The organism is Neolewinella xylanilytica (assembly GCF_002934605.1).
Classification (GTDB): Bacteria; Bacteroidota; Bacteroidia; order Chitinophagales; family Saprospiraceae; genus Neolewinella; species Neolewinella xylanilytica.
In genome coordinates, this window is record NZ_PTJC01000008.1 from 165,989 (window position 1) to 191,195 (window position 25,207).

The window sequence follows — 25,207 nt, forward strand, 5'->3', positions numbered from 1 at the left end:
TAGGGTGGGCCAAGGTAACCATAACGACCGTGAACCGGCTACCTTTGGATAATGGACCGACCCCTTAACGACCCCCGGACCCTGAACGGATGGGCGCTTTTCGACTGGGCAAACTCTGCCTTCGCCCTGGTTATTACCACCGCTATCTTTCCGCCCTACTTCGAGGGGGTCATCGACGAATCGTTTACCGTACTTGGTATTCCCTTTACGAACAGTTCTTGGTTCGCCTACCTCATTACCTTCAGTTACCTGATCATCGCGCTCCTTTCTCCGGTGCTCAGTGGCATCGCCGATGCCGGTGGCCGCCGAAAGTTTTTTCTCCAGTTTTTTACGACTATGGGGGGACTGGGCTGCCTGAGCCTCTTCTTCTTCACGGGCATGGAAACAATGTGGATCGGAAGCCTGGGCTTTATCATCGGGCTCATCGGATTTGCCGGCGGATTGGTCTTTTACAATAGTTTTCTGCCCGTGATCGCCACGGAGGACCGCTTCGACCGACTCAGCGCCAGGGGATTTGCGATGGGCTATATCGGCAGCGTCCTTCTGCTATTGCTGAACCTGGCGATGGTGCAGCAACCCGGTTGGTTCGGGTTGCCGGCGGAAGGAACCCTTTCGGTACGGATCGCCTTCGTCACCGTCGGCATCTGGTGGCTCGTGTTTGCCTACATTTCCCTCTCCCGGCTACCCGACGATGTACGCATCCCGGGAACGGGCATCGCCGACATGGCCTCACGCGGATGGGAGGAGCTGATGGGCGTTTGGCGCCGGCTCACCGACTACGCGGATGCCAAGCAATTCCTGATCGCCTTCTTCTGCTACTCGGCGGGAGTTCAGACCATCATTTTCCTGGCCAGCATCTTTGCTAAAAAGGAGCTTGGCTTCGAGACGGCGGAACTGATCGTCGTCGTCCTCATTCTCCAGATCGTCGCAATTGCGGGCGCCTACCTCGCCGCCAAAATCAGTGAAGCCCGTGGCAACAAATTCGCGCTTTACGTAGAGCTGGTCATTTGGACCATCATCTGCGTGCTAGCCTATTTCGTCGACGGAAAGCTGCAATTTTATTTTATCGCCGGAGCCGTGGGGCTGGTAATGGGGGGCATCCAGTCGCTCAGCCGCTCGACCTACGCCAAAGTCATCCCCCCGGACGTGGACGCCAGTGGCCGCCGGGTGGATACGACCTCCTGGTTCAGCTTCTACGATGTCCTCGAAAAGGTTGCCATCGTACTGGGTACCTTCATTTTCGGTTTTCTCGACGCCCTGACCGGAAGTATGCGGACGAGTATCCTGATTCTGGCCCTTTTCTTCGTAGCCGGTATGTTCTTTCTTTCTCGCTTTCAGCTAAAGCCGCGGGCCACGCAAACCTGATCTGGTAGCTGCGGTTTACCTGGGGCATGGAAAAAGGAATGGAAATCGTGGCGAGCAGAAAAACCGCCCTCCTGCTCGGAGCTACCGGGCTAGTGGGCAGCGAGCTCCTTTCCCAGCTGCTGAAACATGGGGCTTACCGACGCGTCATTGCCCCTACGCGCCGTCGCCTGCACCTGGACCATAAAAAACTCGACAATCCGCTAATCAGTTTTGACAACCTGGAACGGTACCGTGACATATTCCGCTGCCAGGATGTATTCATCGCTCTCGGCACCACGATCGCCAAAGCCGGTAGCGAGGAAGCCTTCAAACGGGTGGATTACGAATATGTCGTACACGCCGCCGGGCTCGCCCAGGCCGCGGGAGCCAATCAGTGCCTGGTCGTTTCCTCCGCCGGAGCCAGTTCGAATAGCCGCTTCCTCTATTCCCGCACGAAGGGCGAAATGGAAGAAGCCATTACCCGTCTGGATTTTTGGGCCACCCATGTTTTCCGCCCCGGGGTACTCGTCGGTAATCGAGAGGAACTTCGGCTCGGTGAAAAACTAGCCGCCGGTCTTACCCGCGCCATCCGCAGTTTTTCTCCTACCCTGCTGGGAGACTATAACCCAACCGACGTGGATGTTCTCGCCAAACACATGATCGATTCCGCCCAGACTATCGCCCCGGGGGTCCATTTCCACGGCGCCGCCTCTCTGGTAGTAGCCTAGTTAGGGAGCAACCGATTATTCCTCTTCTTCCGGGTAGGCGATTCGCAGCTGGTGTGAACTCTTCAACACCGACCGGAAGATCCGTCGCAACGCCTCTAGTTCCTGGAAGCTCAGGTGACTCTGCACCAGCTGACCGTTCGTAAGCTTTCCGCGGATGATGTTGTCGATCAAGTCGTACAATTCCGCCTCCGTAGGCTGCTTCAGCGACTTGGAAGCCGCCTCCACGCTATCGGCAAGCATCAGAATGGTCTGCTCTTTCGTGACGGGCAGCGGCCCGTCATAACGGAAGTATGGCTCGTCTACCTCGCGCTCGGGGTGATTCTTTATGTGGTTACGATAAAAGTATTCCGTGCGAGTGGTACCGTGGTGGGTCCGGATGAAATCGATGATCACGTCGGGAAGTCCCGCCGCCCGGGCTAATTTGACTCCTTCGTTAACGTGATCGATGATGATCTTGGCACTTTCCAGGTCGGTGATCCGGTCGTGGGGGTTCGGGCCGGTCTGATTTTCTATAAAGTACTCCGGATTTTTAAGCTTCCCAATATCGTGGTAGAGCGCCGCCGTACGTACCATCAGGCTGTTGCCGCCGATCTCGCTGGCCACCCGTTCTGCCAGGTTCGCCACGTTCAGGCTGTGCTGCCAGGTACCGGCGGCCTGACGCGCCAGTTTCTCCAGCAGCGGCCGGTTCATATCGTTGAGTTCGACCAGGGTAATGGGAGAGATCAGGCCAAAGAAGCGCTCCAGCAAGGGAATTAGCGGATAAGCCAGTAACACCAGGAAAACATTCAGCCCCAACCACAGCAAATCCACGTAATTGATTCCGGACCACCCGGCCCCCTGCACCAGTTGGATCCCGACGTAGCCGAACAGGTAAAAGGCAAACAGCAGGATCAGGCTGCTGAAGAATCGAGACCAGTCGCGGGTATCGATGTCCATAAAGATTACCACTACTCCCGCCATGATCGACAAGAAGGTATAGGGGTACCCCAGAGAAGTTAGAAAGCTGGCGATCAGCACGACCGCCACGTGCACGAAGAAGGCCAGCCGCTCGTTGAAAAAGATCCGCATGACGATCGGTACGATGCAGAATGGTACCACGTACGCACTCCATCCCGGTGCCAGCTCGATCGAGCGCACCATGATCGCGTACAGCAACGGCCAGAGCAGGATGAAGACAAGATTCTTGATCCGCACGTACACCAGCGGGAAGAAAGTACGGAGGTAAAGAAAGAGCAACAAGATGACCAACCCAACGATCAGGGTGTAACCCGTAAATACGGACAGGTAAGTCGTGGTTCCCTGCAGGTTGCTGTTGTACAGCCGGCGATAACTGGCCAGTTTCTGGTACACATTGTCCGAAATCACCTCTCCCTGGCGTACCAGGATGTCCCCCTGCTCCACCAGCCCGTCGAATGGGCTTACCGCCTCCAGCGTCTGCTCGCGTAGCCGGTTGGTGAGGCTGTCGTTGTAGATCACATTGTAGCGTAACTTATCTTCCAGCAGCGGAACCAAGAAATCCGGCGCCGCCAGCCGGGTGTACAGGATGCTGTCGGTGAGCCACTGCCGGGCTCTTCCGGGGGTCGTAAATACCTGTCCGATGGTTCGGGTATTAACCTGGCTACCGTCTACGATCTGGATGACGGATGCCATACCTGACCGGGCCTCGTCTTCGGTACGCAAGCGAACGATACCCCGCTGGTAAATTCGGTCCAGTAGTTCGAGTCCGTACAGCCGGTGGGCTTCGGGTTGCCGAAGCAGGCCGGGATAGTTATTGCGCGCCCGGGCCGAATCCAATGCCTGGGAAAAATCCTCGATGTATTCCGCGCGGGCCTCCCGGGCTATTTCCGTATCCCGGCGGTAAACCGGGGTGAGGTTGCGCAGCACCGCCTCCCGATCGGCCGCCAATCGTTCTTCCCGCTTCAGGATCGGTATAGCGGTAGGGGCGGTCAGATCGGCGTACTGCCAGGTCTGGTTGAGCTCGAATTGGTAGGGAAAGGTCAGGTTGTTCGGATACAACAAGCTGATCAGCACCACCGCGGTAACCCCGAGCAGCATCCGGGGGAGCCGGCGTGACCAGGTCGTGTTGTCTTTTGATCCTTCCATTCCGCGGACAAGTTAACGGTATTCCCCTTTCAGCAGTGACCGACGGCCGTGGATGGAGCAAATAGGGCATTCCAGCATACGGTGACCCCTGGCTTTACAGTATTCCCGGCCAAAGAAGATAATTTGCAGGTGCAGCTTGTTCCAGGCTTCCCGTGGAAACACCCGCTTGAGGTCGGCCTCCGTTCTGGCCACGTTCTTGCCGGAAGTTAACGCCCAGCGGTATGCCAACCGATGGATGTGGGTATCGACCGGGAAAGCGGGTACGCCGAAAGCCTGGCTCATCACTACGCTGGCCGTTTTGTGGCCCACCCCGGGCAGCGCTTCCAATTCGGCGAAGGTCCGGGGCACTTCCCCGCCGTGCTCCTCGTCGATGATGCGGCTGAGTTCCTTGATCGCCTTGCTCTTCGACGGGGAAAGGCCACACGGCCGGATGATCTCCCGGATCTCCTCTACGGGGATTTCCTTCATGATCTCGGGTCGGTCGGTCACGGCCCACAGAGACGGAGTCACTTGGTTGACGCGCACATCCGTACACTGCGCGGATAGCAACACCGCGACCAGCAAGGTATAAGGATCCCGGTGATCCAGCGGTATGGGTACCTCCGGATATAATTCTTCCAGTATACACTGAATATCACGTGCTTTTTCGGCTTTCGTCACGGAGGGGCTTTGCGGCAAAAGTACTAATCGGGCGCCGGGGCGCGGGTGCAACGAACTTACGGGGGCCACGCCAGTTGAAAAACAAAAACCACACTATGCCAGGATTCACCGTAATGAGCAACCAATTCATGGGTCAGCTACCCAAAGCCAACGTCTTCGATGGAATGGGCGCCGGCGGCAATAACCTGAGCCCCGACCTGACCTGGAAAGACGCACCCTCCGGCACCAAATCGTTTCTGATCCTCGTCCACGATCCGGATGCCCCCACGCCAGCCGGATTCACCCACTGGTGCGCCTTCAACATTCCCGCCAGCGTAACCTCCCTGCCTACCGGTGCCAGTTCCGAAGGCATGCCGGAAGGAACCATCGAGGGTGGCAACAGTTACGGGACAATCGGTTATGGAGGTGCCTGCCCGCCCCCCGGCGACGCGGCCCACGCCTACCACTTGACCCTTTATGCCCTGGGAACGGACACCATCGACCTCCCGGCCGGCTCCCCGGCTGAAAAAGTGGTTTTCATGGCTACCCAGCATATTTTGGGAAAAACGGGGCTGACGGCCCACTACGCGCGGTAGGTCCCGTAAAGAATCGGCGATAAGTTCTGCCTCATTTGGTATTTTAGGTGGCAATTCCCTGCCTGTCCGAACTACACTCATCTCGGGCATTCAATACCAAATGATGCGAATCTATCTACCTGTTTTACTGTCTATCCTGTTTGGCAACCTGCTTTCAGCCCAGGCTACCACTGCGGCCCTTGGCGGTCAGATAGCGGACACCGATGGCGTAGGGCTACCCGGTGCCACGGTGCTGGCCATCCACGAACCTACCGGCACCCGATATGGTACGACCGCTCAGGATGATGGGTATTACAACCTGAACAACCTTCGGGTAGGCGGTCCGTACACCGTCACCGTCTCCTACATCGGATTTGGGGAAGAGGTACTATCCGATCTCCAACTTAAGCTCGGATTAAAACGGCAGCTAGATTTTACCCTGGCTACGGACGGCGAAACACTCGATGAAATCGTGGTCAGTGCCGGTCAAAATAGCGTGATCAACAGCGACCGTACGGGAGCAGCCACCCAGATTAGTACCGAAGTCTTACAACGGCTTCCTACCATCAGCCGATCAGCGAGTGACTTTACCCGCCTCGCTCCCAGTGCGGACGGAAACAGTTTTGGGGGGCGCAACGACCAGTACAACAACTTCACCTTAGACGGTTCCATCTTCAATAATCCCTTCGGACTTGATGCCGCCACCGCCGGGGGACAAAGTAACGCCCAGCCCATTTCCCTGGACGCGATCGAACAGATTCAGGTGAATCTGGCCCCCTACGATGTTACACAGGCAGGCTTTACCGGAGCCGCTATCAATGCCGTGACGAAAAGTGGAAGCAACGACTTTCAGGGGACGGTATTCGGCTTCTTTCGCAATCAGGACCTTACCGGAAGTCGCGTCGCCGGGGAAGATATTTTCGTTCCGGACCTACGGCAAGTACAGACCGGTGCCAGCCTCGGCGGTCCGATCATCAGAGATAAACTGTTCTTTTTCGCCAATTTCGAGCTGGAGCGACGCGAGGATCTGGGAAGCAACTTCCTGGCGGCGCGTTCCGGCCGATCCGGTGACCAGGTAAGCCGGGTGCTGGCGTCCGATCTCGATGCGATCTCCACTGCGCTACAGGATAGGTTCGGGTATACTACTGGGCCCTACGAAAGGTATTTGCACGACACCAAGAACGATAAGGGGCTATTCAAGCTCGACTGGAACATTGCCCCTGGCAACACCCTTACGGCCACCTACAACTTTCTCAATGCGAGTCGGGACAATAACGCCCACCCCAGTGCATTAGGCCGCAGAGGCCCCGATGCAACTACCCTCCAGTATTACAGTTCGGGTTACCGGATCAACAACGAGATCCAATCCGGCATCGTCGAGTGGCGCAGCCTGTTTGCCGAACAGTTCAGCAACAAGCTCCAGGTGGGCTACACCTCCTACACCGACTTTCGCGAGCCTTTCGGTTCTCCCTTTCCCAGCCTGAGTATTCAGCGGGACGGGACCAACTACATCATCGTCGGACACGAACCCTTTTCCATCAATAACCGTCTCGACCAACGGGTCTTCCAGGTGACCAATAACCTCCAATACTTTGCCGGTCAGCATACGCTTACGGCCGGCGTCAGCCTGGAACGCTTTGACTTTGATAACAGCTTCAACCTTGGCTATTACCCCGGTATTTTCGGGCCGGTAGATGCCGATGCACAGTCAAGCCCCCAAGCATTTATCGATGCGGTGAATGCTGGCACCTTCGACGAAACCGTTGCCAGCACGCGGGCTGCGTTTGAGCGGGGGAATGCCTCCGGTGAGGGCTACCGGGGTACCAATTTCGCCCTGGCGGAAACGAATGTGGGGCAACTCGGACTTTACCTGCAGGATGAAATCAACCTAAATCCGGATTTCACCGTAACCGTGGGTATCCGTCTTGACAAACCGCTATACTTCAACACGGCCGAAAAGATCGAGGAAAATATCGCCCGCAAAGGAGGCACGGTTGCGGAGGGAGGTACTTACGCTCCTGATGTCACCTACTACAATGAGCAGAACGAACCCGTCCAATTCAACCACACCAACCTGCCCGACCAATCCTTTCTCTTTTCCCCCCGCGTTGGTTTCAATTGGGATGTCCACGGTGACCAGTCCTTTCAACTTCGCGGCGGATCGGGTCTGTTCAGCGGACGCTTCCCCTTCGTATGGATAGGGAACCAGGTGGCCAACCCGGATTTCTTTTTCTACAACATGACCGCTCCGGACTTTCGGTTTCCGCAGGTCTGGCGCAGCAATTTGGGAGCTGATCTCGGAGTAGGAAATGGATGGACGGTCAGCACGGACCTGATCTATACCGCCGATCAGCAGGCTATGATCGTGCGCAACTACGGACTACGCACCCCCAGTGGGACCCTCGCGGGCGTAGACAGCCGCAGCATTTATTTGCCGGAGGATCGCGCTCAGGGGCCCTTCGGCGGAGCCACCAATGCGTACGTTTTTACCAATACTGACCTCGGACACAGTTTCAACGGTAGTATAGAGATCAAGAGAAGTTTTACGAATGGCCTTTACACCAGCCTTGCCTACAGTTTCCTATCCGCCCGCGAAACAAGTTCCATCGAAGCGGAAATCAGCAGCGATGCTTACGAAAGAAATCCGGCACTGGGTAACGTCAATCGCGCCGTACTCAGTCCGAGTCTGTACGGTAACCGTCACCGGGTAGTGGGCAGCGCCAACAAACAATTTACCTACGGCGCCAACGATCGGTGGGCCACAACCCTCGCCCTGTTCTTCCAGTATGCGGAAGGTGGTCGGTTCAGCTATACTTATAGTGGAGACATAAACAACGATGGTTCCGGTCTGAACGACCTTATCTACATTCCTACCAGCGACGAACTGGACCAAATGAGTTTTGCGGGGGGGGATGACCAGCGACGAGCCTTCGGAGCCTACATCGAACAGGATGCGTACCTCAATGAGCGACGGGGGCAGTACGCTGAACGCTACGCGATTCTCAGTCCGTGGTACAGCAACTGGGACGTGCGAATTGCCCAGGACTTCAAGTTCACCAATTCCAACCGCATTCAGTTGACGCTCGACGTGTTGAATATCGGCAACCTATTCAATAGCAACTGGGGCGTTCGCCAATTTCCTACGACTACGCAGCCGATCGGTATTACCGGCGTCAACGCCGATGGCTCGCCGATCTACAGCTTTGACCCCGGTTTACAGTCCACCTTTACCAATGACTTTAGTTTACTGAGTCGCTGGCAAATGCAGTTAGGGCTGCGGTTTAGCTTCTAGTCGATGTAGCGCTTGAGTAGGTCACCATAAGCATCGATGCGCCGGTCCCGAAAGAAGGGCCAGATCCTGCGTACATCCAGGGTTCGCTGGCGGTCAACGGTGACCACCTTTACGTCCTCTTCATCTCGGGGCGATTGGTAAAGATATTCGCCCTGCGGTCCCGCGACGAAACTACTCCCCCAAAAGCGGATGCCACCCGTAGTACCGCTCGGGTCGGGCTCGAAGCCCGTCCGGTTGACCGCCACAACGGGCAGCCCGTTATACACGGCATGGCCCCGCTGGCTGATGATCCACGCGTCCCGCTGCCGTTCTTGTTCTTCCTCCGTGTCGGTACTTTCGTAACCTATCGCGGTAGGATAGATGAGTATTTCCGCACCGGCCAGTGCCATCAGACGCGCAGCCTCCGGGTACCACTGGTCCCAGCATACGAGTACCCCGAGCTTCCCCACGCTGGTCTGCAGGGGTTTGAATCCGAGGTCTCCGGGCGTGAAGTAAAACTTCTCGTAGTAAGCCGGGTCATCCGGGATGTGCATCTTACGATAGCGACCGGCGACCGTACCGTCTTTTTCGATGACTACCGCCGTATTATGGCATAATCCGGGGGCCCGGCTCTCGAACAAACTGAGTACCAGCACCACACCCAGTTCCTTAGCCAGCGCACCGAAGTAGTCGGTACTCGGTCCGGGAATAGGTTCCGCCTGGTCGAAAACGTCAACGGACTCGATTTGGCAGAAATAGAGTCCGGTGTGTAGTTCCTGTAGAACGACCAGCTCTGCACCGTCCTGCTTGCACTGCCGAATACCGGCTGCACTTTTTTCCAGGTTAGCGGCCCGATCGCCGGAGTTAGCCTGCTGAACCAGGCCGATATTTAATTTTGTCATGGTGGTTTTCCTTACCCTAGTTACAAAACAACCCCGCCCCGAAGTTCATCGAGGGGGGAAGGATATATCGGTAAAGCAACGGAGTACGGCGAGGAGGTCTCGGCCTACTCCTGATCGTAGTCGTAGGGTAAGCGCTTGACATCCTTGACGGTAGACAGCGTCATTAATGTCTTGAGCCGTTCGATTTCGTCAATCTGTTGGAGGGTTTTGAACAGCAACCGCTCGTAAGTAGGAATATCCTTACAGACAATCTTGATCAGAAAATCGGCTTCTCCGGTAATGATGTAGCATTCCGTGATCTCCTCGATACTCTGTACCTGTTCGAGAAAATTCTCCCTAGCTTGGTTCTTGCGCCAATCCAGGGAAACCAACACAAAGGTTTTCACCATGAGGCCGATCGCCTCTGGGCTCACTTTGGCGTGATAGCTCTGGATGACTTCGTTCTGTTCCAGCTTCTTCACCCGTTCCAGCGTGGGAGCCGGACTGAGTCCGATGCGTTTGGACAGGTCGAGGTTGGTGATCTTACTGTTATCCTGGAGAATCTTCAGGATGCTGAGATCGATCTTGTCAAGTTTATCGGACATATAGTAATCGGTAAGCGAAGTTGATGCGGCAAAGATAGCCGCACCAACTATTATTTCACAATTTACCGGGAAAAAGCATAATATTCGCCGTGTTTACGGTTACGGCCAAATTCCCAGGCTGATGTAATCGTTTGATATCTTGCTGATTGCCAGGGCGAAGGCTGCGGTACGTAAGTCCTTAATGCCTTCTTTCTCTTTGTACAGTTCGTAGATCCCCTGAAAGCCGGTGATCATCGTTTCCTCGAGTCCGGAGCGGACCAAGTCAATTTCATCCGCGCCGTGAATGATCATCTGGCGATCGCGATCGCTTATGGCGCGTCCGGTGGTGGTTTCGATTTGCTCTACAATACGCTGGTAATTTTGCTCGTCGAACCGCTTTTGGAGGCGGCCGAATCGCATATGGCTCAGGTTCTTGAGCCATTCGAAATAGCTCACCGTGACGCCACCCGCGTTCAGGTAAATGTCTGGCAGCACCACCACGCCAAGCTCGGCGAGAATTGCCGCGCCGCTCGCCGTCACGGGACCGTTGGCGGCTTCCGCCACGATTTTGGCTTTTACGTTACCGGCGTTGTGTTCGTCGATCTGATTTTCCAGGGCGGCGGGAACGAGAATGTCGCATTCAAATTCCATTACGGCCCGACGCTCTTCCTTTCCAAACGCTTTCGCGCCGGGGTAAGTGAGGATGCTGCCGTGTTCGGCTCGGTGCCGGATAACGTCGTGGATGTCAAAACCATCGGGGTTGTAGATAGCGCCTTCCACCTCGGAAACTCCGATGATGACTACCCCGCCCTCATCCTGGCTGATCGTCGCCGTATGCGATCCGACATTACCAAGACCCTGCACAACCATAGTTTTGCCCTTGATGCCGAGATTTAGCCCCAGGCGGTCCATCAGATCGGGCTGGTTACACGCCTCACGGATACCGTAGAACACGCCCCGACCGGTAGCTTCTGTCCTTCCCCTGACCCCGTTCTGGCTCACTGGTTTGCCGGTCACGCAACCGGCGGCATTGATGTCGTCGGGGTGAAAACTGCGGTACGTATCGTAGATCCAGGCCATTTCCCGGGGCCCGGTTCCGTAGTCGGGCGCGGGTACGTCGATGGCCGGTCCGATGAATTTTCGCCGGATGAGCTCGGTAGTATAGCGACGGGTGATCTTTTCCAGGTCTTCCTCCGTGTATTCCCAGGGATTGATCCGGACGCCGCCTTTAGCTCCACCGAAGGGAACGTCAACGATCGCACACTTATACGACATCAGGGTCGCCAGGGCCACTACCTCCTCCTGGTTGACGTGATTGGAGTAGCGGATACCGCCCTTAGTCGGGCTACGGTGGTGGCTGTGCTGAGCGCGGTAGGCCTCGATAACCTGGACTTCCCCGTTGATCTTTACGGGAAAGTAAATCTGGTAGACGCTGTTACAAATCTTGATTTGGCTCAAAAGCCCTTCGGGAAGCCCCGTATGGGGGGCGGCGGCGTCGAAGTACCGACCCACGCTTTCTAAAAACGAATTGTCACGCATGATCTTCTATTTGATTTTCAATACTGGTTAGGCGTCGGTCGAGTCGCCACAGGTAAACGGCAAGGCCGACGAAAACAACGACGATAACGGCCACTACCACGTAGATCTTACCAATGCTTCTCAGAAAGTCGGGGGCGGGTTCGACGCCCGATTGGGCGAGAAGGGTTCCGGAACTGAGACAGACCAGGAATAGCAAGAGGTTATAGCGGTAACGGTACATATGGTCGGCTGGTTAGGCAGGGCGAAGGTAAGCATTGGGTCGACGGTCATCCGAAAATGCTTAGCGTTCGTCGAGCGGAGATGCACGACGTCCAACTACTTCCGACCTTCGGTGAATAACAAACCTACTTGCCATGCGAATCCTTGCCCTCCCTATCCAGGATGACTTACTGGAAGTTCACAACAGCCTGTGGACCGGGGAAGAAAAAGTCTACTTTAACGGTCAACTGGCCAGCTCGGGATACAGCATTTTCGGCCGCAGCCATTATTTTACGGTGGACGCCGCCGACGGTCAAGGGGTCGATAAATACCGCGTGGAGATTGGCATGAATTGGTGGGGCTCGGTTACCGTCGACGTATTTCGTAACGATCGATGCCTGTTGGCCAGCTCCAAAACCCCGGTATCGCGGGTCGATCCACGGACGCTGCCGGATAACGAAGCCAAGCCCTACCACATCACCCGGGATGGCGGAAAGCCTGAACTGGACGAGGAATTCTTCGTCTGACCTTTTAAGGATAAGGAGGACGGACCGGTAGGTCGGGACGCATCTTTCCGCTTGCTTACCTTTGCGGACAAAATTACCGCATGTCCGCACTCAATGCCATCAGCCCGGTCGACGGCCGGTACGCCGGAAAGGTCGAAGCCTTGTCCCCCTACTTCAGCGAATTCGGACTGATCAAATACCGGGTACTGGTCGAGGTGAAATACCTGCAGGCCCTGTATAAATTGGGTTTACCACAGGTTGCTTCTGCCGACCGGAAGGCTATTGACGAGCTCACCGACATTGTGACCACCTTCAATCAACACGACGCGGAGACGATCAAACAAACCGAGCGGATCACGAATCACGATGTCAAGGCAGTTGAGTACTTCCTAAAGGATAAACTGAAGGAAAGGGGAATGGGTGACATCCTGGAATTCGTGCATTTCGGCCTCACCAGTCAGGACATTAACAACACGGCCATACCGCTCAGCCTGAAGCACGGCCTGCGCGAAGTAATCGTGCCGGCCTTTAATCGCCTACTCGATCAGCTTGATAAGCTGGTCAGTGATTGGAAAGAAATCCCGATGCTGGCCAGAACGCACGGACAGCCGGCCTCCCCTACCCTGTTGGGTAAGGAATTCGCCGTGTGGACGACCCGTCTGCGCGAACAGCTTCGGCAATTGGAGGCAGTACCTTCATCGGCGAAATTCGGTGGAGCCACGGGTAACCTGAACGCCCATTACGTCGCCTATCCGGATTACGACTGGCACGCTTTTGCCGATCGCTTCGTCGCGGAGGATCTTGGTTTACAGCGTAGCTACCCGACGACCCAAATCGAGCACTACGACAATCTGGGCGCGACCTTCCACGCCCTTTCCCGGATTGCAACCATCCTCATCGATTTGTGCCAGGACATCTGGACGTACATCAGCATGGAGTACTTCCGTCAGCGAACGGTGGCCGGGGAAATCGGCAGCTCGGCCATGCCCCACAAGGTCAATCCCATCGACTTCGAAAACGCCGAAGGTAACCTGGGGCTGGCCCGTGCCATTTTGGGCCACCTGGCGGATAAACTGCCCGTTTCCCGTCTCCAGCGCGACCTTACCGACTCCACCGTGCTGCGCAACGTCGGCGTACCGCTGGCCCACATCCTGATCGCCGTACAGGCCATCGAGAAAGGGCTGGGCAAACTGCTGCTGAACGAAACGAAACTGCAATCCGACCTGGAGGCGAATTGGATGGTGACGGCCGAGGCAATTCAGAACATATTGCGGCGGGAGGGCTACCCTAAGCCTTATGAGGCGTTGAAGGAGTTGACGCGGGGGGTGGAGCATATCGATGAAATAGCAATCCGGACCTTCATCGACAGCCTCGACGTAGCTGAAGGAATTAAGAAGGAATTGAAATTGATTTTCCCGGATAATTACGTCGGCAAGTACTAAAATGTCTTTAGCGCCACATAAATAGTATAAACGATTTCTCGGGCATTGGCCCATTGTGCCGATTTTATCCCCCGGCTGAATCCATATATCGCCTTCTTCCACTGCCGTTCCCGAATACACTGCCGGGTCCAGTGCAGCCTTTGGTGGGTGACCATTTCTAAATAACGTTGGTGGCTGATCGTCTTACGAATCGAGGGGCGCTGGTACAGTCGAAACAGTACGGCTTCCCGTGCATACAAAGAAGTCTTATCATTCAGGGTCGTGGTTCTGTTTGTTGCATGGTCAACGTACACTACGGTATAGGTATCTATTTGCGTTAGCGGGCAATCTGAGAGCAGGCCACATAACCACTCAAAATCCTCGATGGGAGATTTCACCGTTATTATTGGGTGAGTAGAAACAATGCTTCGAGAAAACACGAAAGGCAGCAAGCTATGCGGAGCGCTCCAGTAGGCGTTTAATGCGTGGCCGGAAGAGTACAAATGTTCCTTGTAGGTTTTTCCATTCACCGTTTTCCTTAGCATACCCGTGGCTAGAATAGCGGCTTCCGGTAATCCATTCAGAATTGCGCGGCAGACCACTGAAAAATGCTCTGGCAGATAGTAATCGTCGTCATCCAGGAAGCATACGAAATCACCCGTCGCTAAAGCGGCTCCTTTTTTTCTGGCCAAGCCGGGGCCACCGCAAGATTGCCAGCAATAAGCGATTCGAGGGTCCGTGAAAAAGGGTTGAAGGCTTGTATTTGCTCTTGGGTAAGAGCCGTCATCAACAACAATGATTTCCCAGTTGGTATAAGTTTGCGAAGTAACCGACTGCAACGCCCGCTGAAGTAGTTCGGGGCGATTAAGGGTTGGAATGATTACGGAAAACTTAGGAAGTACTGTATTATCCATCCACAATTTGGCTGTAGACCTCATCCATTTGATTGGCGACAGCCTTGTTACCATAAAGCGCAGTGGCTCGGTCGCTAATCGCTTGTCTGTCAAATTGCCCGAAGGACTTGTGGATCCTCTTCACCGTGGCTTCAAGTGCGGCTTCGTCGCCCGGGTCGACTAAATATCCGGTAACTCCTTCTATGATTATACGCTCCACACCTCCTACGCGCGTCGCAATACAAGGTAGGCCACAACACTGAGCTTCTAATAGCACCACGGGTTGGTTTTCTTGGTCACTAAACAGAACGAATACATCCGCAGCTGCCATCAGGTCAGCTACTTCGGACTCCGTGTGGGGCCCGCTGACACAAACCTCACTTTTTAACAACCCGGCGTGGTGTATCCACGCTTCAACTTCGCTCCTATCACCGTCCCCAGCTAGGGTAAGATGGTATAGATCAGGGTTCTGTGTTTTCAACTTAGCGAAGACGCTCAGCAAACCGGCAACGTTTTTAAAGCGAGGATCGAAGTTTGATACATGCAACAACCGCAGGGGTTCTCTTTTTCGGTTTTGCTTCTCTTTGTAGGTAAATAGTTGGTCGTCTACGACATTACTAATGGTACGGTACCTTCCACGCAAATCGTGCCCCTCCTGCATGCGTCGTCCAAGTTGGTAGGTTACTGGAAGGATGATGGAAGCGGTTGCGCAAGCCCACTTGGCCAAGCGGTGCTTTAGTTGCCCAATACTGTCTGAATCGCTCCAAATCGAGGCATGCTCCGTAATCGCAACTGGAATATTGTAGCGTCGGCCAAGTATGGCAGCTACGATCCCCCCGTCTACCAGTATATGTCCATGGATAAGGTGGGGAAGCCTGGGAATGCTAAAGCGTATTTTACGCCAACAGACGAAGTAAGCCCGCATACGATTGAGAAGATGAAGAAAACCAAAAGTTCCGCTTCGCCGTCCGTAATACATGATGTATTGTGTGTAGGATTCGGTTTCCTTTATCGATAGTTTCAACTCAAAAGCTTCGAGGCTTACATCATCCTGCACTGCCATAACCGTCAACGTATGCCGGCGGCCCATCAATCTTGCGTGCTTTTCAACGAAGTTTCCATTGGTGGGGTGCACCACCGTTGGCCACCAGGATGAAATGAACAACACATGCATTGCGCCGTAATTTACACTTCGTTAGTTACAAACTGCATCCAGGAATAACAGCGGAAAAGCATACTGTATTCATTGCGGGCCCGCCGGTGCAAGGCTGCCCGACACCGCCCCCCCGTGGTGTCGGAAAAAAAGCCCAGCTTCACCCCCTCGTCAACCGACCTAAGGTAGCGGTCAGCGTCCTGCTCCATCCACTGAGTAGCCGGGGTAGCGAATCCCAACTTGTTGTACCGATAAAAGACCTCATCGGGTAACACTTCCCGACAGGCACTTCTGATAGCATGCTTCCTGATCGCATGCCTAATCTTCCAATTCGCCGGTAGCGCCAGCATGAATTCCACCACGCGATGATCTAAAAATGGCGCCCGACTTTCCAGGCCAAAGGCCATCGTATTTCGGTCTTCGTGCCGAAGCAGCACGGGAAGCCCTACCTCCTTAATCAAATTTACCGAGGTCTCGTAGACGCCCAGGTCCCGGCTCCGGCAAAACAAATCTTGGTCAGGTAAATCGAAATAGCTACCAGCAATGCTGGAGCGCCCCGGGCCGGATTGCCGGTACAGCCCACTAAGCCGGGAAACCGTCTTACCAAGATTCACCGGTTGTTGCGTAACGTAACGCAGCATGGTACCGAACGCAACTAAGGGTTGGCGACGCAACTCCTCCTTAATGAGCGGCAAGTAGAACTTATCATATCCACCACCTATTTCATCCGCTCCCTGGCCGTTCAGCAAGACACGCTCACCGTGGTCACGGATCGTCCGCATCAGCTCGTAGTGCACCACCACCGCCAGGGAAGCGATGGGCTGTCCCTGGGCACGTTGCGTAGCAGCAAACGCGCCCAGTACTTCTTCGTAGGAGGGCCGATAGGTAATGCCCCGAAGCCCATGCAGTTGCTTGACGGCAGTAACGTAGCGGGACTCATCAAATTTGTAATCGGGGAAAAGCGCCGAATAAGTTGACGGTTTGACCTGTGTGAACCGGGTCATCATTCCCGCTATACTACTGCTGTCGATCCCACCCGAAAGCGTTACGCACCGGCCTACATCCGATCGGGTACGCAGGACCACACTATCGATCAATAAGCACCGCAATTTGTCGATGGCCTCCTTTCGGTTCTTCGGAACCGGCGTGAGGGAGGAAGCTTGCTGCAGGTCGTGATAGGCTGCGAGTCGGAAATTTAGCGCCCCCCGGGTTGTAACGATGGCATAATGACCGGGCGGGAACTGCATTACCCCTTCGTACAAAGTTTCAGGCCGATGGTCTTGCCAACCGTATTCAATAAATTCCTTAGCAACTTGTCGATTAATCTGAGGTTGCCTACCCGAAGTGGATGCAACAACCTTGGGCTCGGAACTAAACGTCAGTCCGTTATCCAGCGCATAGTAAAGCGGTTTGATACCGAACCGATCCCTGCTGAGAACGATTTTCCGGGCTTCTGGCGTGGCGATAGCCATCGCCCACATTCCATTGAATCGCTCAAAACAATTCGTGCCCCATTGATCGTAAGCAGCCAAAATAACTTCCGTATCGGTTTGGCTACGGAACTGGTAGCCCGCCTTGGTTAGCTCCTCACGTAGTTCTTTCCAGTTGTAAACCGCACCGTTGAAAACGATCGTATGCCCCCAACCCGTCATCGGTTGTATACCGAGGGCAGAGGTGTCGAAAATGGCTAGACGACGGTGTGCAAAGCAGAATCCCTCTCCGAGTTCCACCCCGGATCCATTGGGGCCGCGGTGGGCTAATTGTTTACTGGCAAATTCTGCGTTCGTCAGGAACACGGTGTCCGGCAAGTCAGCAATTTGCCCATAAATGCCACACATCGCCTCTATTCTTCAATTCTCATCCCACCCGCGCTCCGGCGCACCCTAAAAATCCGGGCTATTCCCAAACGGATCGTCGTTAAGCAACGGCCGATCCACGGCCAGGGAGTCGTTGCTACCTCCGTAGTAGGCATCGCAGTTCATTTCGATCCCGAGTTCGCCGGAAGGCCGAACCCAGTCAGCCTGCGTATCCCAGCCGATGCTCTCGTCGGCCTGGGCGGTACTGACGAACCGACGGAAGAAGGGTTTGGCCATGTTGGAACCCGCGCCAAGCCCCAGGCTCCGGAAGCGAATCCACCGTTCGTCGCCCCCTACCCAGGTACCCACGATCAGTTCCGGGGTAAGTCCCATGAACCAGCCGTCCGTCTGATCGTTGGTGGTACCCGTTTTACCGCCGACCGGTCCTTCTACGCCGCGAAGGTTACCTACCGACGCCCGTCCGAGCATATTGACCATTACGTAGTTGGCCTGGGGACTGATTGCCGGGCTTTCCTCCGGCAGGTACTCGTAAATGACCCGCCCGGTACGGTCTTCGATCTTGGTGAGGTAGACCGGTCGAATGAATACCCCGTTGTTGCCGAAGGTGGTATAGGCCCCGGTGAGCTGTTGTACGGTGAGGTCCACCGAACCCAGGGCGATGGAGGGGGCCGCCGGTATCTGGCTCTTCGGGATGCCCATGTTGGCGACCATGTTGCGCACCGGCTCGGTACTGGCCAGCTCCTTCATGAGGTAGGCCGAAATGGTATTCACCGAATTCTTCAGGCCCTGGTATAGGGTGTAGTCCTCGTAGGAGTACGACCCGCTTGAGTTACGGGGCGTCCAGGGATCATTGAGTCCGAAGTTACCGTCGCCCGGCCCGATGGTCACCGGCTGGTCGATCACCCGCAAACAGGGCGTGATGCCCCGCAGGTCGATACTTGCCGCGTAGATGAATGGTTTGAAAGTGGAGCCGACCTGCCGCTTCGAGGTCACGTGGTCGTACTGGAACCACTTAAAGTTGCTGCCCCCCACCCACGTCCGCACGAAGCCGGTGTGGGGCTCGACGGACATGCTGCCGATCTGGAGGATCATCTTGTGGTAGCGAATGCTATCGAGCGGCGTCATGGTCGTATCCGTTTCCATGGCCTCGTTGTCGTAGGTGAAGACGCGCATCTCGGTTTCCTTATTGAACTCCGTCTCGACCGTTTCCTGCAGTTTGGTCCACGCCGCCCGAAGTTCCGCAAATTCGGGCAGGTCCATTACCTCCCGGTGCTGGGCCGCAAAGTCTTCGGAAATAAGGTTTCGGTTGACGGCGTCGGTGATTACGCCGCCACGCTCCTGCTCTTCGATCATGCGTTGGATTTCGCGATCGTTGAGGGAAAAGCGGAAATCCACTTTCTCGATGATCCTCCGAATGACCGGAACCAGGATATCGCGTCGATACGCCTGGTACCGGTCCGACTGGCGGATGGCGTTCCGCAGGCTCTCCAGTCGGCGTTCTACCCGTACCTCCGTTTCGGAATTCGGATTGGTGTACGTCCAGGGGTCCATTCCGTCCCAGTGGGTGAAAAACTGATCCTGGAGTTGCTTCATGTGCAGCCGCGCCTGTTCCTCGGCGTGCTGCTGCATGCGGGGATCGATCGTCGTGTAAAAGGTCAGCCCGTCGCGGTACAGATCGTAGGCCTGGCCGTCCGGTTTGCGGTAGGTATCCTGTTGAAGTATCCGCTTGGCCTCCTCGGCCAGTATCATGCGGAAGTACGGGGCTAGGCCATCATCGTGTCGTTGGCGGGTAAACTTGACTCCCAGGGGGAGCTGGGCCAATGAGTCGTATTCCGTTTGGGTGATCCGGTGATTGCGCACCATTTGCTGCAGTACCTGATTTCGACGCTGCTCCGTACGCTCCGGGAAGCGGAGGGGGTTGTAGAGGGATGCGTTTTTGAGCATGCCGACCAGCATGGCCGACTCTTCTACCGTCAGATCGTTGGGGCGCTTGCCATCGAAGTAGTTCTCCGCGGCGGCCCGGATTCCCTGCGCTCCATTGATGAAGTCATACCGATTCAGGTACATCGCGATGATCTCCTCTTTGGTATATTTCCGTTCCAGTCGTACGGCAATGATCCATTCCTTCAGCTTCTGAAAGCCGCGTTCGAAGAGGTTCGCACTTACCTGCTCGGTGAAGAGCAACTTAGCCAGCTGCTGGGTGATCGTGGATCCCCCCCCGGCGGACTCCTGCCCGAGGAGGGCCGTCTTGATGGCTACCCGGGGCAGTGACTGCCAGTCTATTCCGCTGTGGCGGTAGTATCGTTCGTCTTCCGTACTGACGAGGGCGGCCTCGAGGTGGGGCCCCAGGTCGTCGAAATTGACCATCACCCGGTTCTCTACGAAGAACCTTCCGAGCACCGTGCCATCACTAGCCAGCACCGGGCTGGCCTCGTTGTTCTTAGGATTCTCCAGTTCGGTGACGGACGGCAGGTCGGTGAAGCTAAGGCTGAAGAATAGAACGAAAATACCGACCGGCACGAGCAGAACGAGGGCCCAGAACGCAATCAGGGCAATCCGCATCCAACCGGAGGCGCTACCGAAAAGAAAAGAAGTCATCCTGGTCATTATGGTGCGTTAGCTGGTCCTGTCCCGTCCCGGCGTACCGCATTCCGGAAGACAGTCCCTTAAATTCTAAGTGAACGTATCCACCTTCAATTTCCTTGCGACGGAGCGCGGGTTAATTGCCCTTTAGTCAAGCTTTAAGACATCCAGGAACGCTTTTTGCGGCACTTCGACTTTTCCAAACTGCCGCATCTTCCGCTTACCGGCCTTCTGCTTCTCGAGGAGCTTCCGCTTCCGGCTGATGTCGCCACCGTAACACTTGGCGGTAACGTCCTTGCGCATGGCGGAAAGCGTTTCCCGGGCGATCACCTTGGCGCCGATCGCCGCCTGGATGGCAATAACGAACTGCTGGCGCGGCAGCAATTCACGTAGTTTCTTACACATTTGTCGGCCGATTTGCTCGGCCTTGCTCCGGTGAACCAGTGCGGAAAGGGCATCGACGTTCTCACCGTTTAGCTTGATGTCCATGCGCACGAGATCCGTCTCCTCGTACCCCTTGGGTTGGTAATCGAAGCTGGCGTAGCCGCGACTGATCGACTTGAGGCGGTCGTAGAAGTCGAACACGATCTCGGCCAGCGGCAGCACGAAGTGCAATTCCACCCGTTCGGGGCTGAGGTAGGTTTGCTTGGTCAGCGTTCCCCGCTTATCAATGCACAGGGTCATGATCGCCCCGATGTAATCGGTAGTGGTGATGATCTGGGCGGAGATGATGGGTTCGTCTACCCGGGCCCGGTGATTGACGTCCGGCAATTCGGCGGGGTTCCGGATCTCCGATACGTTGCCCTTTGTATCCGTTACCCGGTAGGTCACGTTGGGCACCGTGGTGATCACATCCATATTGAACTCCCGGAAGAGCCGTTCCTGCACGATCTCCAGGTGCAGCATGCCCAAAAATCCGCAGCGAAACCCGTAGCCGAGTGCAGCACTGGTTTCCGGTTCGAAGACCAGGCTCGCGTCGTTGAGCTGGAGTTTCTCGAGGCTGTCGCGGAGGGGCTCGAAGTCGTCGTTGTCCAGCGGAAAAATACCGGCAAAGACCATGGGCTTGACTTCCTCGAACCCGGCGAGCCGCTTGCCGGGCCGGTCTTCGAGGGTCACCGTGTCTCCTACCTTGATCTCGGAGGAAGTCTTCAGACCAGTAACGATGTAACCAACGTTGCCGCAGCTGATCTTGTCCTGCGGCTTGGGGGTGATTTCCATCGCGCCGACTTCGTTGGCCTCGTAGACGGATTCAGTGGCAATGAATCGCAGGTTATCGTGCTTGTTCAGCTCGCCGTTCATGACACGGACGTATGCAATGACGCCACGGAACGGATTGAAGACCGAATCAAAGATAAGGGCCTGTAGCGGTGCCTCCGGATCGCCGCTGGGCGCGGGAATCCGCTCGACGACCGCCTTCATGATTTCCGGTACCCCGATACCGGTCTTGCCCGACGCTAAGATGATGTCTTCCCGCGAGCAGCCGGTCAGTTCGATCATCTGGTCCGCCATTTCCTCGATCATGGCGGTTTCCATGTCCACCTTATTCAGGACGGGGATGATCTCGAGCTCGTGCTCCAGGGCCAGAAAGAGGTTGGAGATGGTCTGGGCCTGAATTCCCTGGGTGGCATCCACCAAAAGGAGCGCGCCCTCGCAGGCCGCGATCGACCGGGAAACTTCGTAGCTGAAGTCCACGTGACCGGGCGTATCGATCATGTTGAAGGTATAGATCTCACCGTCCTCGTGGGGATAGTGCATCTGGATGGCATGACTCTTAATGGTAATGCCACGCTCCCGCTCGAGATCCATATCGTCAAGCTGTTGATCCATGCGCTCCCGTTCGTTCACCGATTGGGTGAAATCGAGGAGGCGATCGGATAGGGTAGATTTACCGTGATCGATGTGAGCTATGACGCAAAAGTTGCGGATGTTCTTCAAGGCACGAAGGGATTGACGGTGGTTAGGGCACAAAGATAGCTAACAGCCGGTGCCATCCTTTGGTTTTTCAGCGGCCTTCCCGGATTACCGACGTCAGCAACCACCAATTCGTTACGATGATTGCTTCCTACGCCTCCCCGAACGGCACCGAGCGCTACGAGCGGGTTTAGGTATTATGATTGGAGCATGATGAAAACCGATCCTGCCGCCCAGGGGAACAAGCGGAGGTCAATCGATCCGTGCACGGGGCTTATCTCCATTGGCCATGTTCCACGGTGTAAGGGCCAGTTATCCTTATAGTTATCCATTAGCTTAGCAGCTATACCCACCCGCCCCGGCACGCTGTTGTTGCCCGCGGCCGATTGCCGGTTGCCGACGTAGATAGCAGCGATTGGGATACGGCAGCTCGTGCAACTGCGTGGCTACAACTCCCCCCGGATACAATGCGTTATGTTCCCGTTACCCTGATCCATGGAAGAACCAACTGACGCATCAACGCCCCGGCCGCCCCGCAAGCGGAAACGCCGCTGGTGGCACCGGATGCGCAAGCTCTTCGTCTGGCTGGTCGTTACGGTGGTCTTCCTGCTCGGGCTGCTGCAGTTACCGGATTTTCAAAATTGGTTGGTCGATCGGATCACCGCAGGACTGAGCAGAACCCTGGAAACGGAAGTCACCATCGACTACGCGCGGCTGTCGTGGTTCGACGAATTGACCATACAGGGCGTATTCGTGGAGGATAAGTACGGGGATACCCTGCTTTACGGGGACGAAATACAGGCGGATTTCAACCTGTTATCCCTTCTCGATAACTCCGTGGAGATCGAGGAACTGACGATTGCGAATACCCGATTTAAGATTCGCCGGGATCTGGGAGATGCCGAGACCAACCTGGAAACCGCCCTGCAACGGCTCTTTCCCGCCTCTGACAACCCCAAAAAACCCATTAATCTCGCCCTGGACCGGCTTGACCTGGAGAATATCGCCTTCATTCAAGACGACAGTGTTCGCGGGCAGCGCTTCGATGTAGCGCTGGAGTCAGCCGTCATCTACATCGACGAACTCGATTTCCCCAACAAGCGCATTCGCCTCGAAACCGCGGAGATCAGGCGACCGGTCGTGCGGCAGACTTCCATCCCACCTACCCCGCTCAGCTCCGTGCCGGGGTTAGACCAAGCCATCCGGTCCATCGATAGTACGCTGACGGACAGCAACCGGGTGAGTCTCCAGGTTGCCATAGATGCGCTGGAAATAATTGACGGCGTGTTCGATCTCAATAATTACCGTAAGCCACCGATTGAAACGGCTGACATTGAGTCGGTTGACTTCGCACGGCTGGGCGTTTCCGACATTAACCTGGAACTGACCGACGTGGTGTATGCTTCCGGTGAGATGTCCGCGGCCGTGGAACATCTCAGCCTCGAGGAGAGGAGTGGTTTCGTTCTCGACCGGCTCAGCGTCAGGGAACTACGGATTGCCCCGACGGAGTTGGTCTTTAACGACCTGGCCCTGATTACCCCCAACAGTTCGCTTGCCGATTCCCTCAGTTTTACCTTTCCCGGCGGTTGGGAATCCTGGTCCGAATTCAACGACCGCGTGCGGATGAATATCGAACTCCAACCGAGCATGGTTAGCATTCGGGACATACTGTATTTTGCCCGGAACCTTCGCTTTAATCCCTTCTTCCGGGACAATCGCGACCGGAATATCCGTCTCGGGGGATCCTTTACCGGCCGCGTCAACAACTTGCGGGCGCAAGACGTGGTGCTGGCATTGGATGAAAACAATTATCTCGAAGGCAGCTTCAGTAGTCGCAACCTGGCGCAACCGGGTTCGGAGGCCCTGAACCTGGAACTCGACGCCCTGCGGACCAGCGTTACCTCCCTGCGACGCCTCATCCCCCGGATGAACCTGCCGGCAAACTTCAGCAAATTGGGCCGGTTGAACTTCAACGGTCGGTTCGACGGCTTTTTCACGGATTTTGCTGCTAAGGGCGATCTGCGGACAGACATCGGACGGGCTATCCTGGATATGCGGCTCGACATCGAGAACGGTGCCGAGCGGGCAGAATACAGCGGATCGCTATCGCTCGACCGCTTCGACCTGGGCACCTGGATCAACAACGAGGACCTTGGGATCGTCAACTTCACCGCCACTATCGAGGATGGCCAGGGCCTTACCTCCGGCACCGCCAACGCCAACCTCAATGCCACGATCGAAACCCTGGAATTCAAGGAGTATCGGTACGAAAACGCCCGGATTAACGGTCGGTTGCAGCAAGAATTTTTTGACGGTAGTTTCGCCATTGCCGATGAAAATATCGACCTGAACTTTCTCGGGGAGCTGAATTTTCGTGACAGCATCCCGGTTTTCGACTTCAGTGCGGAAATCAACCGTATGGACCTTCAGGCACTGAACCTGAGCGAACGGCTCATCATACTTTCCGGCGACGTCGACCTGAATATCGTCAATACCGTATTCAGCGATATGGAAGGACGCATCGATTTGGATAGCTTCCGCGTAATTCGGGACACCGCCGTCATCAACATCGGGCAGCTGCTGGCCTACTCCAACTTCAATGAGGCGGGGCAAAAAGTCGTCAAACTAGAAAGTGATGTAGCAAAAGGGGAGATCGTCGGTCGCTTCGACATTAACGAGGTTTCTTCCAGCCTCACGAAATACTTAGTGGAATATTACCCCGGATGGGCAGACCGACTGCAAATTAAAATGCCCCGGGCCTTCCCAACCGACAACCGCTTCAGTTTCGATGTCACGATCCTGGACTCCAAAGGTCTCAACCGGCTGATCAACCCGAAGCTCGGCCCCCTCGTCGACGTACATCTCACCGGGAGCTACGACGGCTTTCAGGACGCTTTACGCGCGGAACTGATTGCACCCCGCTTTACCTACGACAACCTTTCCTTCGTAGACCTGATCGTTAGAACGAAGGGGGAAGGATCGGAGGGGGAGCTCGATCTCCTCATCGACAGCACCCTGGTGAATGGCAAACCCATCCTCGATCAGTTGACCTTGTTAAGCC

17 protein-coding genes are annotated in these 25,207 nt (G+C 55.6%); 6 read left to right on the forward strand and 11 right to left on the reverse strand.

The annotated features are described in order from the left end of the window. Positions 1-51: 51 nt before the first annotated feature. Both CLV84_RS20350 and CLV84_RS20355 read left to right on the forward strand, forming a co-directional pair. Complete coding sequence (locus CLV84_RS20350; RefSeq protein ID WP_104421686.1) at positions 52-1,365, forward strand: MFS transporter; 1,314 nt, start codon at positions 52-54, stop codon at positions 1,363-1,365. 26 nt (positions 1,366-1,391) lie between these two features. Next, on the forward strand, positions 1,392-2,072 hold the full coding sequence (locus tag CLV84_RS20355) for an NAD-dependent epimerase/dehydratase family protein (RefSeq protein WP_104421687.1): 681 nt from the start codon (positions 1,392-1,394) through the stop codon (positions 2,070-2,072). A 15-nt stretch (positions 2,073-2,087) separates the two neighbouring features. On the opposite strand, the gene CLV84_RS20360 is transcribed toward CLV84_RS20355, so the two are convergent. Continuing rightward, the gene (locus CLV84_RS20360) at positions 2,088-4,175 is read right to left on the reverse strand and encodes an HD family phosphohydrolase (protein WP_104421688.1); all 2,088 of its coding nucleotides are present in this window, start codon (positions 4,173-4,175) and stop codon (positions 2,088-2,090) included. Positions 4,176-4,187: 12 nt separating this feature from the next. After that, complete coding sequence (nth, locus tag CLV84_RS20365; RefSeq protein ID WP_104421689.1) at positions 4,188-4,835, reverse strand: endonuclease III; 648 nt, start codon at positions 4,833-4,835, stop codon at positions 4,188-4,190. A gap of 95 nt (positions 4,836-4,930) precedes the next feature. Here nth and CLV84_RS20370 point away from each other — a divergent pair, with 95 nt between their 5' ends. Together CLV84_RS20370 and CLV84_RS20375 are read left to right on the forward strand one after the other, a co-directional pair. After that, a complete protein-coding gene (locus CLV84_RS20370; RefSeq protein WP_146088887.1) occupies positions 4,931-5,410 on the forward strand; it encodes a YbhB/YbcL family Raf kinase inhibitor-like protein in 480 nt (159 codons plus the stop codon). A gap of 100 nt (positions 5,411-5,510) precedes the next feature. Further along, positions 5,511-8,681, forward strand: a complete 3,171-nt coding sequence (locus CLV84_RS20375) for a TonB-dependent receptor (RefSeq protein WP_211295316.1) — start codon at positions 5,511-5,513, stop codon at positions 8,679-8,681. Here CLV84_RS20375 and CLV84_RS20380 read toward each other — a convergent pair. The 4 genes from CLV84_RS20380 to CLV84_RS20395 form a co-directional block, all read right to left on the reverse strand. After that, the gene (locus CLV84_RS20380) at positions 8,678-9,562 is read right to left on the reverse strand and encodes a carbon-nitrogen hydrolase (RefSeq protein WP_104421691.1); all 885 of its coding nucleotides are present in this window, start codon (positions 9,560-9,562) and stop codon (positions 8,678-8,680) included. The two genes, CLV84_RS20375 and CLV84_RS20380, sit on opposite strands and share 4 nt — an antisense overlap. Before the next feature lie 104 nt (positions 9,563-9,666). Continuing rightward, entirely contained in the window at positions 9,667-10,146 is a 480-nt protein-coding gene (locus tag CLV84_RS20385; protein WP_104421692.1) for an Lrp/AsnC family transcriptional regulator, read from the reverse strand. 99 nt (positions 10,147-10,245) lie between these two features. Beyond that, positions 10,246-11,664, reverse strand: coding sequence for a Glu/Leu/Phe/Val family dehydrogenase (locus tag CLV84_RS20390; RefSeq protein ID WP_104421693.1), 1,419 nt, complete (start codon positions 11,662-11,664; stop codon positions 10,246-10,248). Next, on the reverse strand, positions 11,657-11,884 hold the full coding sequence (locus CLV84_RS20395) for a CcmD family protein (RefSeq protein ID WP_104421694.1): 228 nt from the start codon (positions 11,882-11,884) through the stop codon (positions 11,657-11,659). Before CLV84_RS20395 ends, CLV84_RS20390 begins: the two co-directional genes overlap by 8 nt. A 133-nt stretch (positions 11,885-12,017) precedes the next feature. On the opposite strand from CLV84_RS20395, the gene CLV84_RS20400 reads away from it, so the two are divergent. Further along, positions 12,018-12,389 (forward strand): hypothetical protein, encoded by a 372-nt coding sequence (locus CLV84_RS20400; protein WP_104421695.1) that lies wholly within the window; start codon positions 12,018-12,020, stop codon positions 12,387-12,389. An 80-nt stretch (positions 12,390-12,469) separates the two neighbouring features. Then, the gene (purB, locus tag CLV84_RS20405) at positions 12,470-13,810 is read left to right on the forward strand and encodes an adenylosuccinate lyase (protein ID WP_104421696.1); all 1,341 of its coding nucleotides are present in this window, start codon (positions 12,470-12,472) and stop codon (positions 13,808-13,810) included. Here the strand turns inward: purB and CLV84_RS20410 are convergent. The 5 genes from CLV84_RS20410 to lepA all read right to left on the reverse strand — a co-directional run bounded on the left by CLV84_RS20410 (position 13,807) and on the right by lepA (position 22,170). After that, positions 13,807-14,703, reverse strand: coding sequence for a glycosyltransferase family 2 protein (locus CLV84_RS20410; RefSeq protein WP_170067802.1), 897 nt, complete (start codon positions 14,701-14,703; stop codon positions 13,807-13,809). The two genes, purB and CLV84_RS20410, sit on opposite strands and share 4 nt — an antisense overlap. Continuing rightward, complete coding sequence (locus tag CLV84_RS20415) at positions 14,696-15,856, reverse strand: glycosyltransferase (protein WP_104421698.1); 1,161 nt, start codon at positions 15,854-15,856, stop codon at positions 14,696-14,698. The genes CLV84_RS20410 and CLV84_RS20415 overlap by 8 nt, the downstream gene beginning before the upstream one ends. Positions 15,857-15,867: 11 nt before the next feature. Then, positions 15,868-17,673 carry an asparagine synthase (glutamine-hydrolyzing) gene (gene asnB, locus CLV84_RS20420; RefSeq protein WP_104421699.1) on the reverse strand — a complete coding sequence of 602 codons (1,806 nt, stop codon included), beginning with the start codon at positions 17,671-17,673 and terminating at the stop codon, positions 15,868-15,870. A 45-nt stretch (positions 17,674-17,718) separates the two neighbouring features. Then, positions 17,719-20,259 (reverse strand): transglycosylase domain-containing protein, encoded by a 2,541-nt coding sequence (locus CLV84_RS20425; protein ID WP_104421700.1) that lies wholly within the window; start codon positions 20,257-20,259, stop codon positions 17,719-17,721. A gap of 123 nt (positions 20,260-20,382) precedes the next feature. After that, positions 20,383-22,170 carry a translation elongation factor 4 gene (gene lepA, locus CLV84_RS20430; protein WP_104421701.1) on the reverse strand — a complete coding sequence of 596 codons (1,788 nt, stop codon included), beginning with the start codon at positions 22,168-22,170 and terminating at the stop codon, positions 20,383-20,385. Positions 22,171-25,207: the final 3,037 nt, after the last annotated feature.

What these genes read in the sequence shown, in the direction of transcription:
- CLV84_RS20380 (WP_104421691.1), bottom strand. Translation starts at nt 9,562, where the DNA reads ATGACAAAATTAAATATCGGCCTGGTTCAGCAGGCTAACTCCGGCGAT.
- CLV84_RS20360 (WP_104421688.1), bottom strand. Translation starts at nt 4,175, where the DNA reads ATGGAAGGATCAAAAGACAACACGACCTGGTCACGCCGGCTCCCCCGG.
- CLV84_RS20395 (WP_104421694.1), bottom strand. Translation starts at nt 11,884, where the DNA reads ATGTACCGTTACCGCTATAACCTCTTGCTATTCCTGGTCTGTCTCAGT.
- CLV84_RS20425 (WP_104421700.1), bottom strand. Translation starts at nt 20,259, where the DNA reads ATGACCAGGATGACTTCTTTTCTTTTCGGTAGCGCCTCCGGTTGGATG.
- CLV84_RS20415 (WP_104421698.1), bottom strand. Translation starts at nt 15,856, where the DNA reads ATGCATGTGTTGTTCATTTCATCCTGGTGGCCAACGGTGGTGCACCCC.
- CLV84_RS20375 (WP_211295316.1), top strand. Translation starts at nt 5,511, where the DNA reads ATGATGCGAATCTATCTACCTGTTTTACTGTCTATCCTGTTTGGCAAC.
- CLV84_RS20385 (WP_104421692.1), bottom strand. Translation starts at nt 10,146, where the DNA reads ATGTCCGATAAACTTGACAAGATCGATCTCAGCATCCTGAAGATTCTC.
- CLV84_RS20410 (WP_170067802.1), bottom strand. Translation starts at nt 14,703, where the DNA reads ATGGATAATACAGTACTTCCTAAGTTTTCCGTAATCATTCCAACCCTT.
- CLV84_RS20400 (WP_104421695.1), top strand. Translation starts at nt 12,018, where the DNA reads ATGCGAATCCTTGCCCTCCCTATCCAGGATGACTTACTGGAAGTTCAC.
- CLV84_RS20390 (WP_104421693.1), bottom strand. Translation starts at nt 11,664, where the DNA reads ATGCGTGACAATTCGTTTTTAGAAAGCGTGGGTCGGTACTTCGACGCC.
- CLV84_RS20370 (WP_146088887.1), top strand. Translation starts at nt 4,931, where the DNA reads ATGCCAGGATTCACCGTAATGAGCAACCAATTCATGGGTCAGCTACCC.
- purB (WP_104421696.1), top strand. Translation starts at nt 12,470, where the DNA reads ATGTCCGCACTCAATGCCATCAGCCCGGTCGACGGCCGGTACGCCGGA.
- asnB (WP_104421699.1), bottom strand. Translation starts at nt 17,673, where the DNA reads ATGTGTGGCATTTATGGGCAAATTGCTGACTTGCCGGACACCGTGTTC.
- CLV84_RS20355 (WP_104421687.1), top strand. Translation starts at nt 1,392, where the DNA reads ATGGAAAAAGGAATGGAAATCGTGGCGAGCAGAAAAACCGCCCTCCTG.
- CLV84_RS20350 (WP_104421686.1), top strand. Translation starts at nt 52, where the DNA reads ATGGACCGACCCCTTAACGACCCCCGGACCCTGAACGGATGGGCGCTT.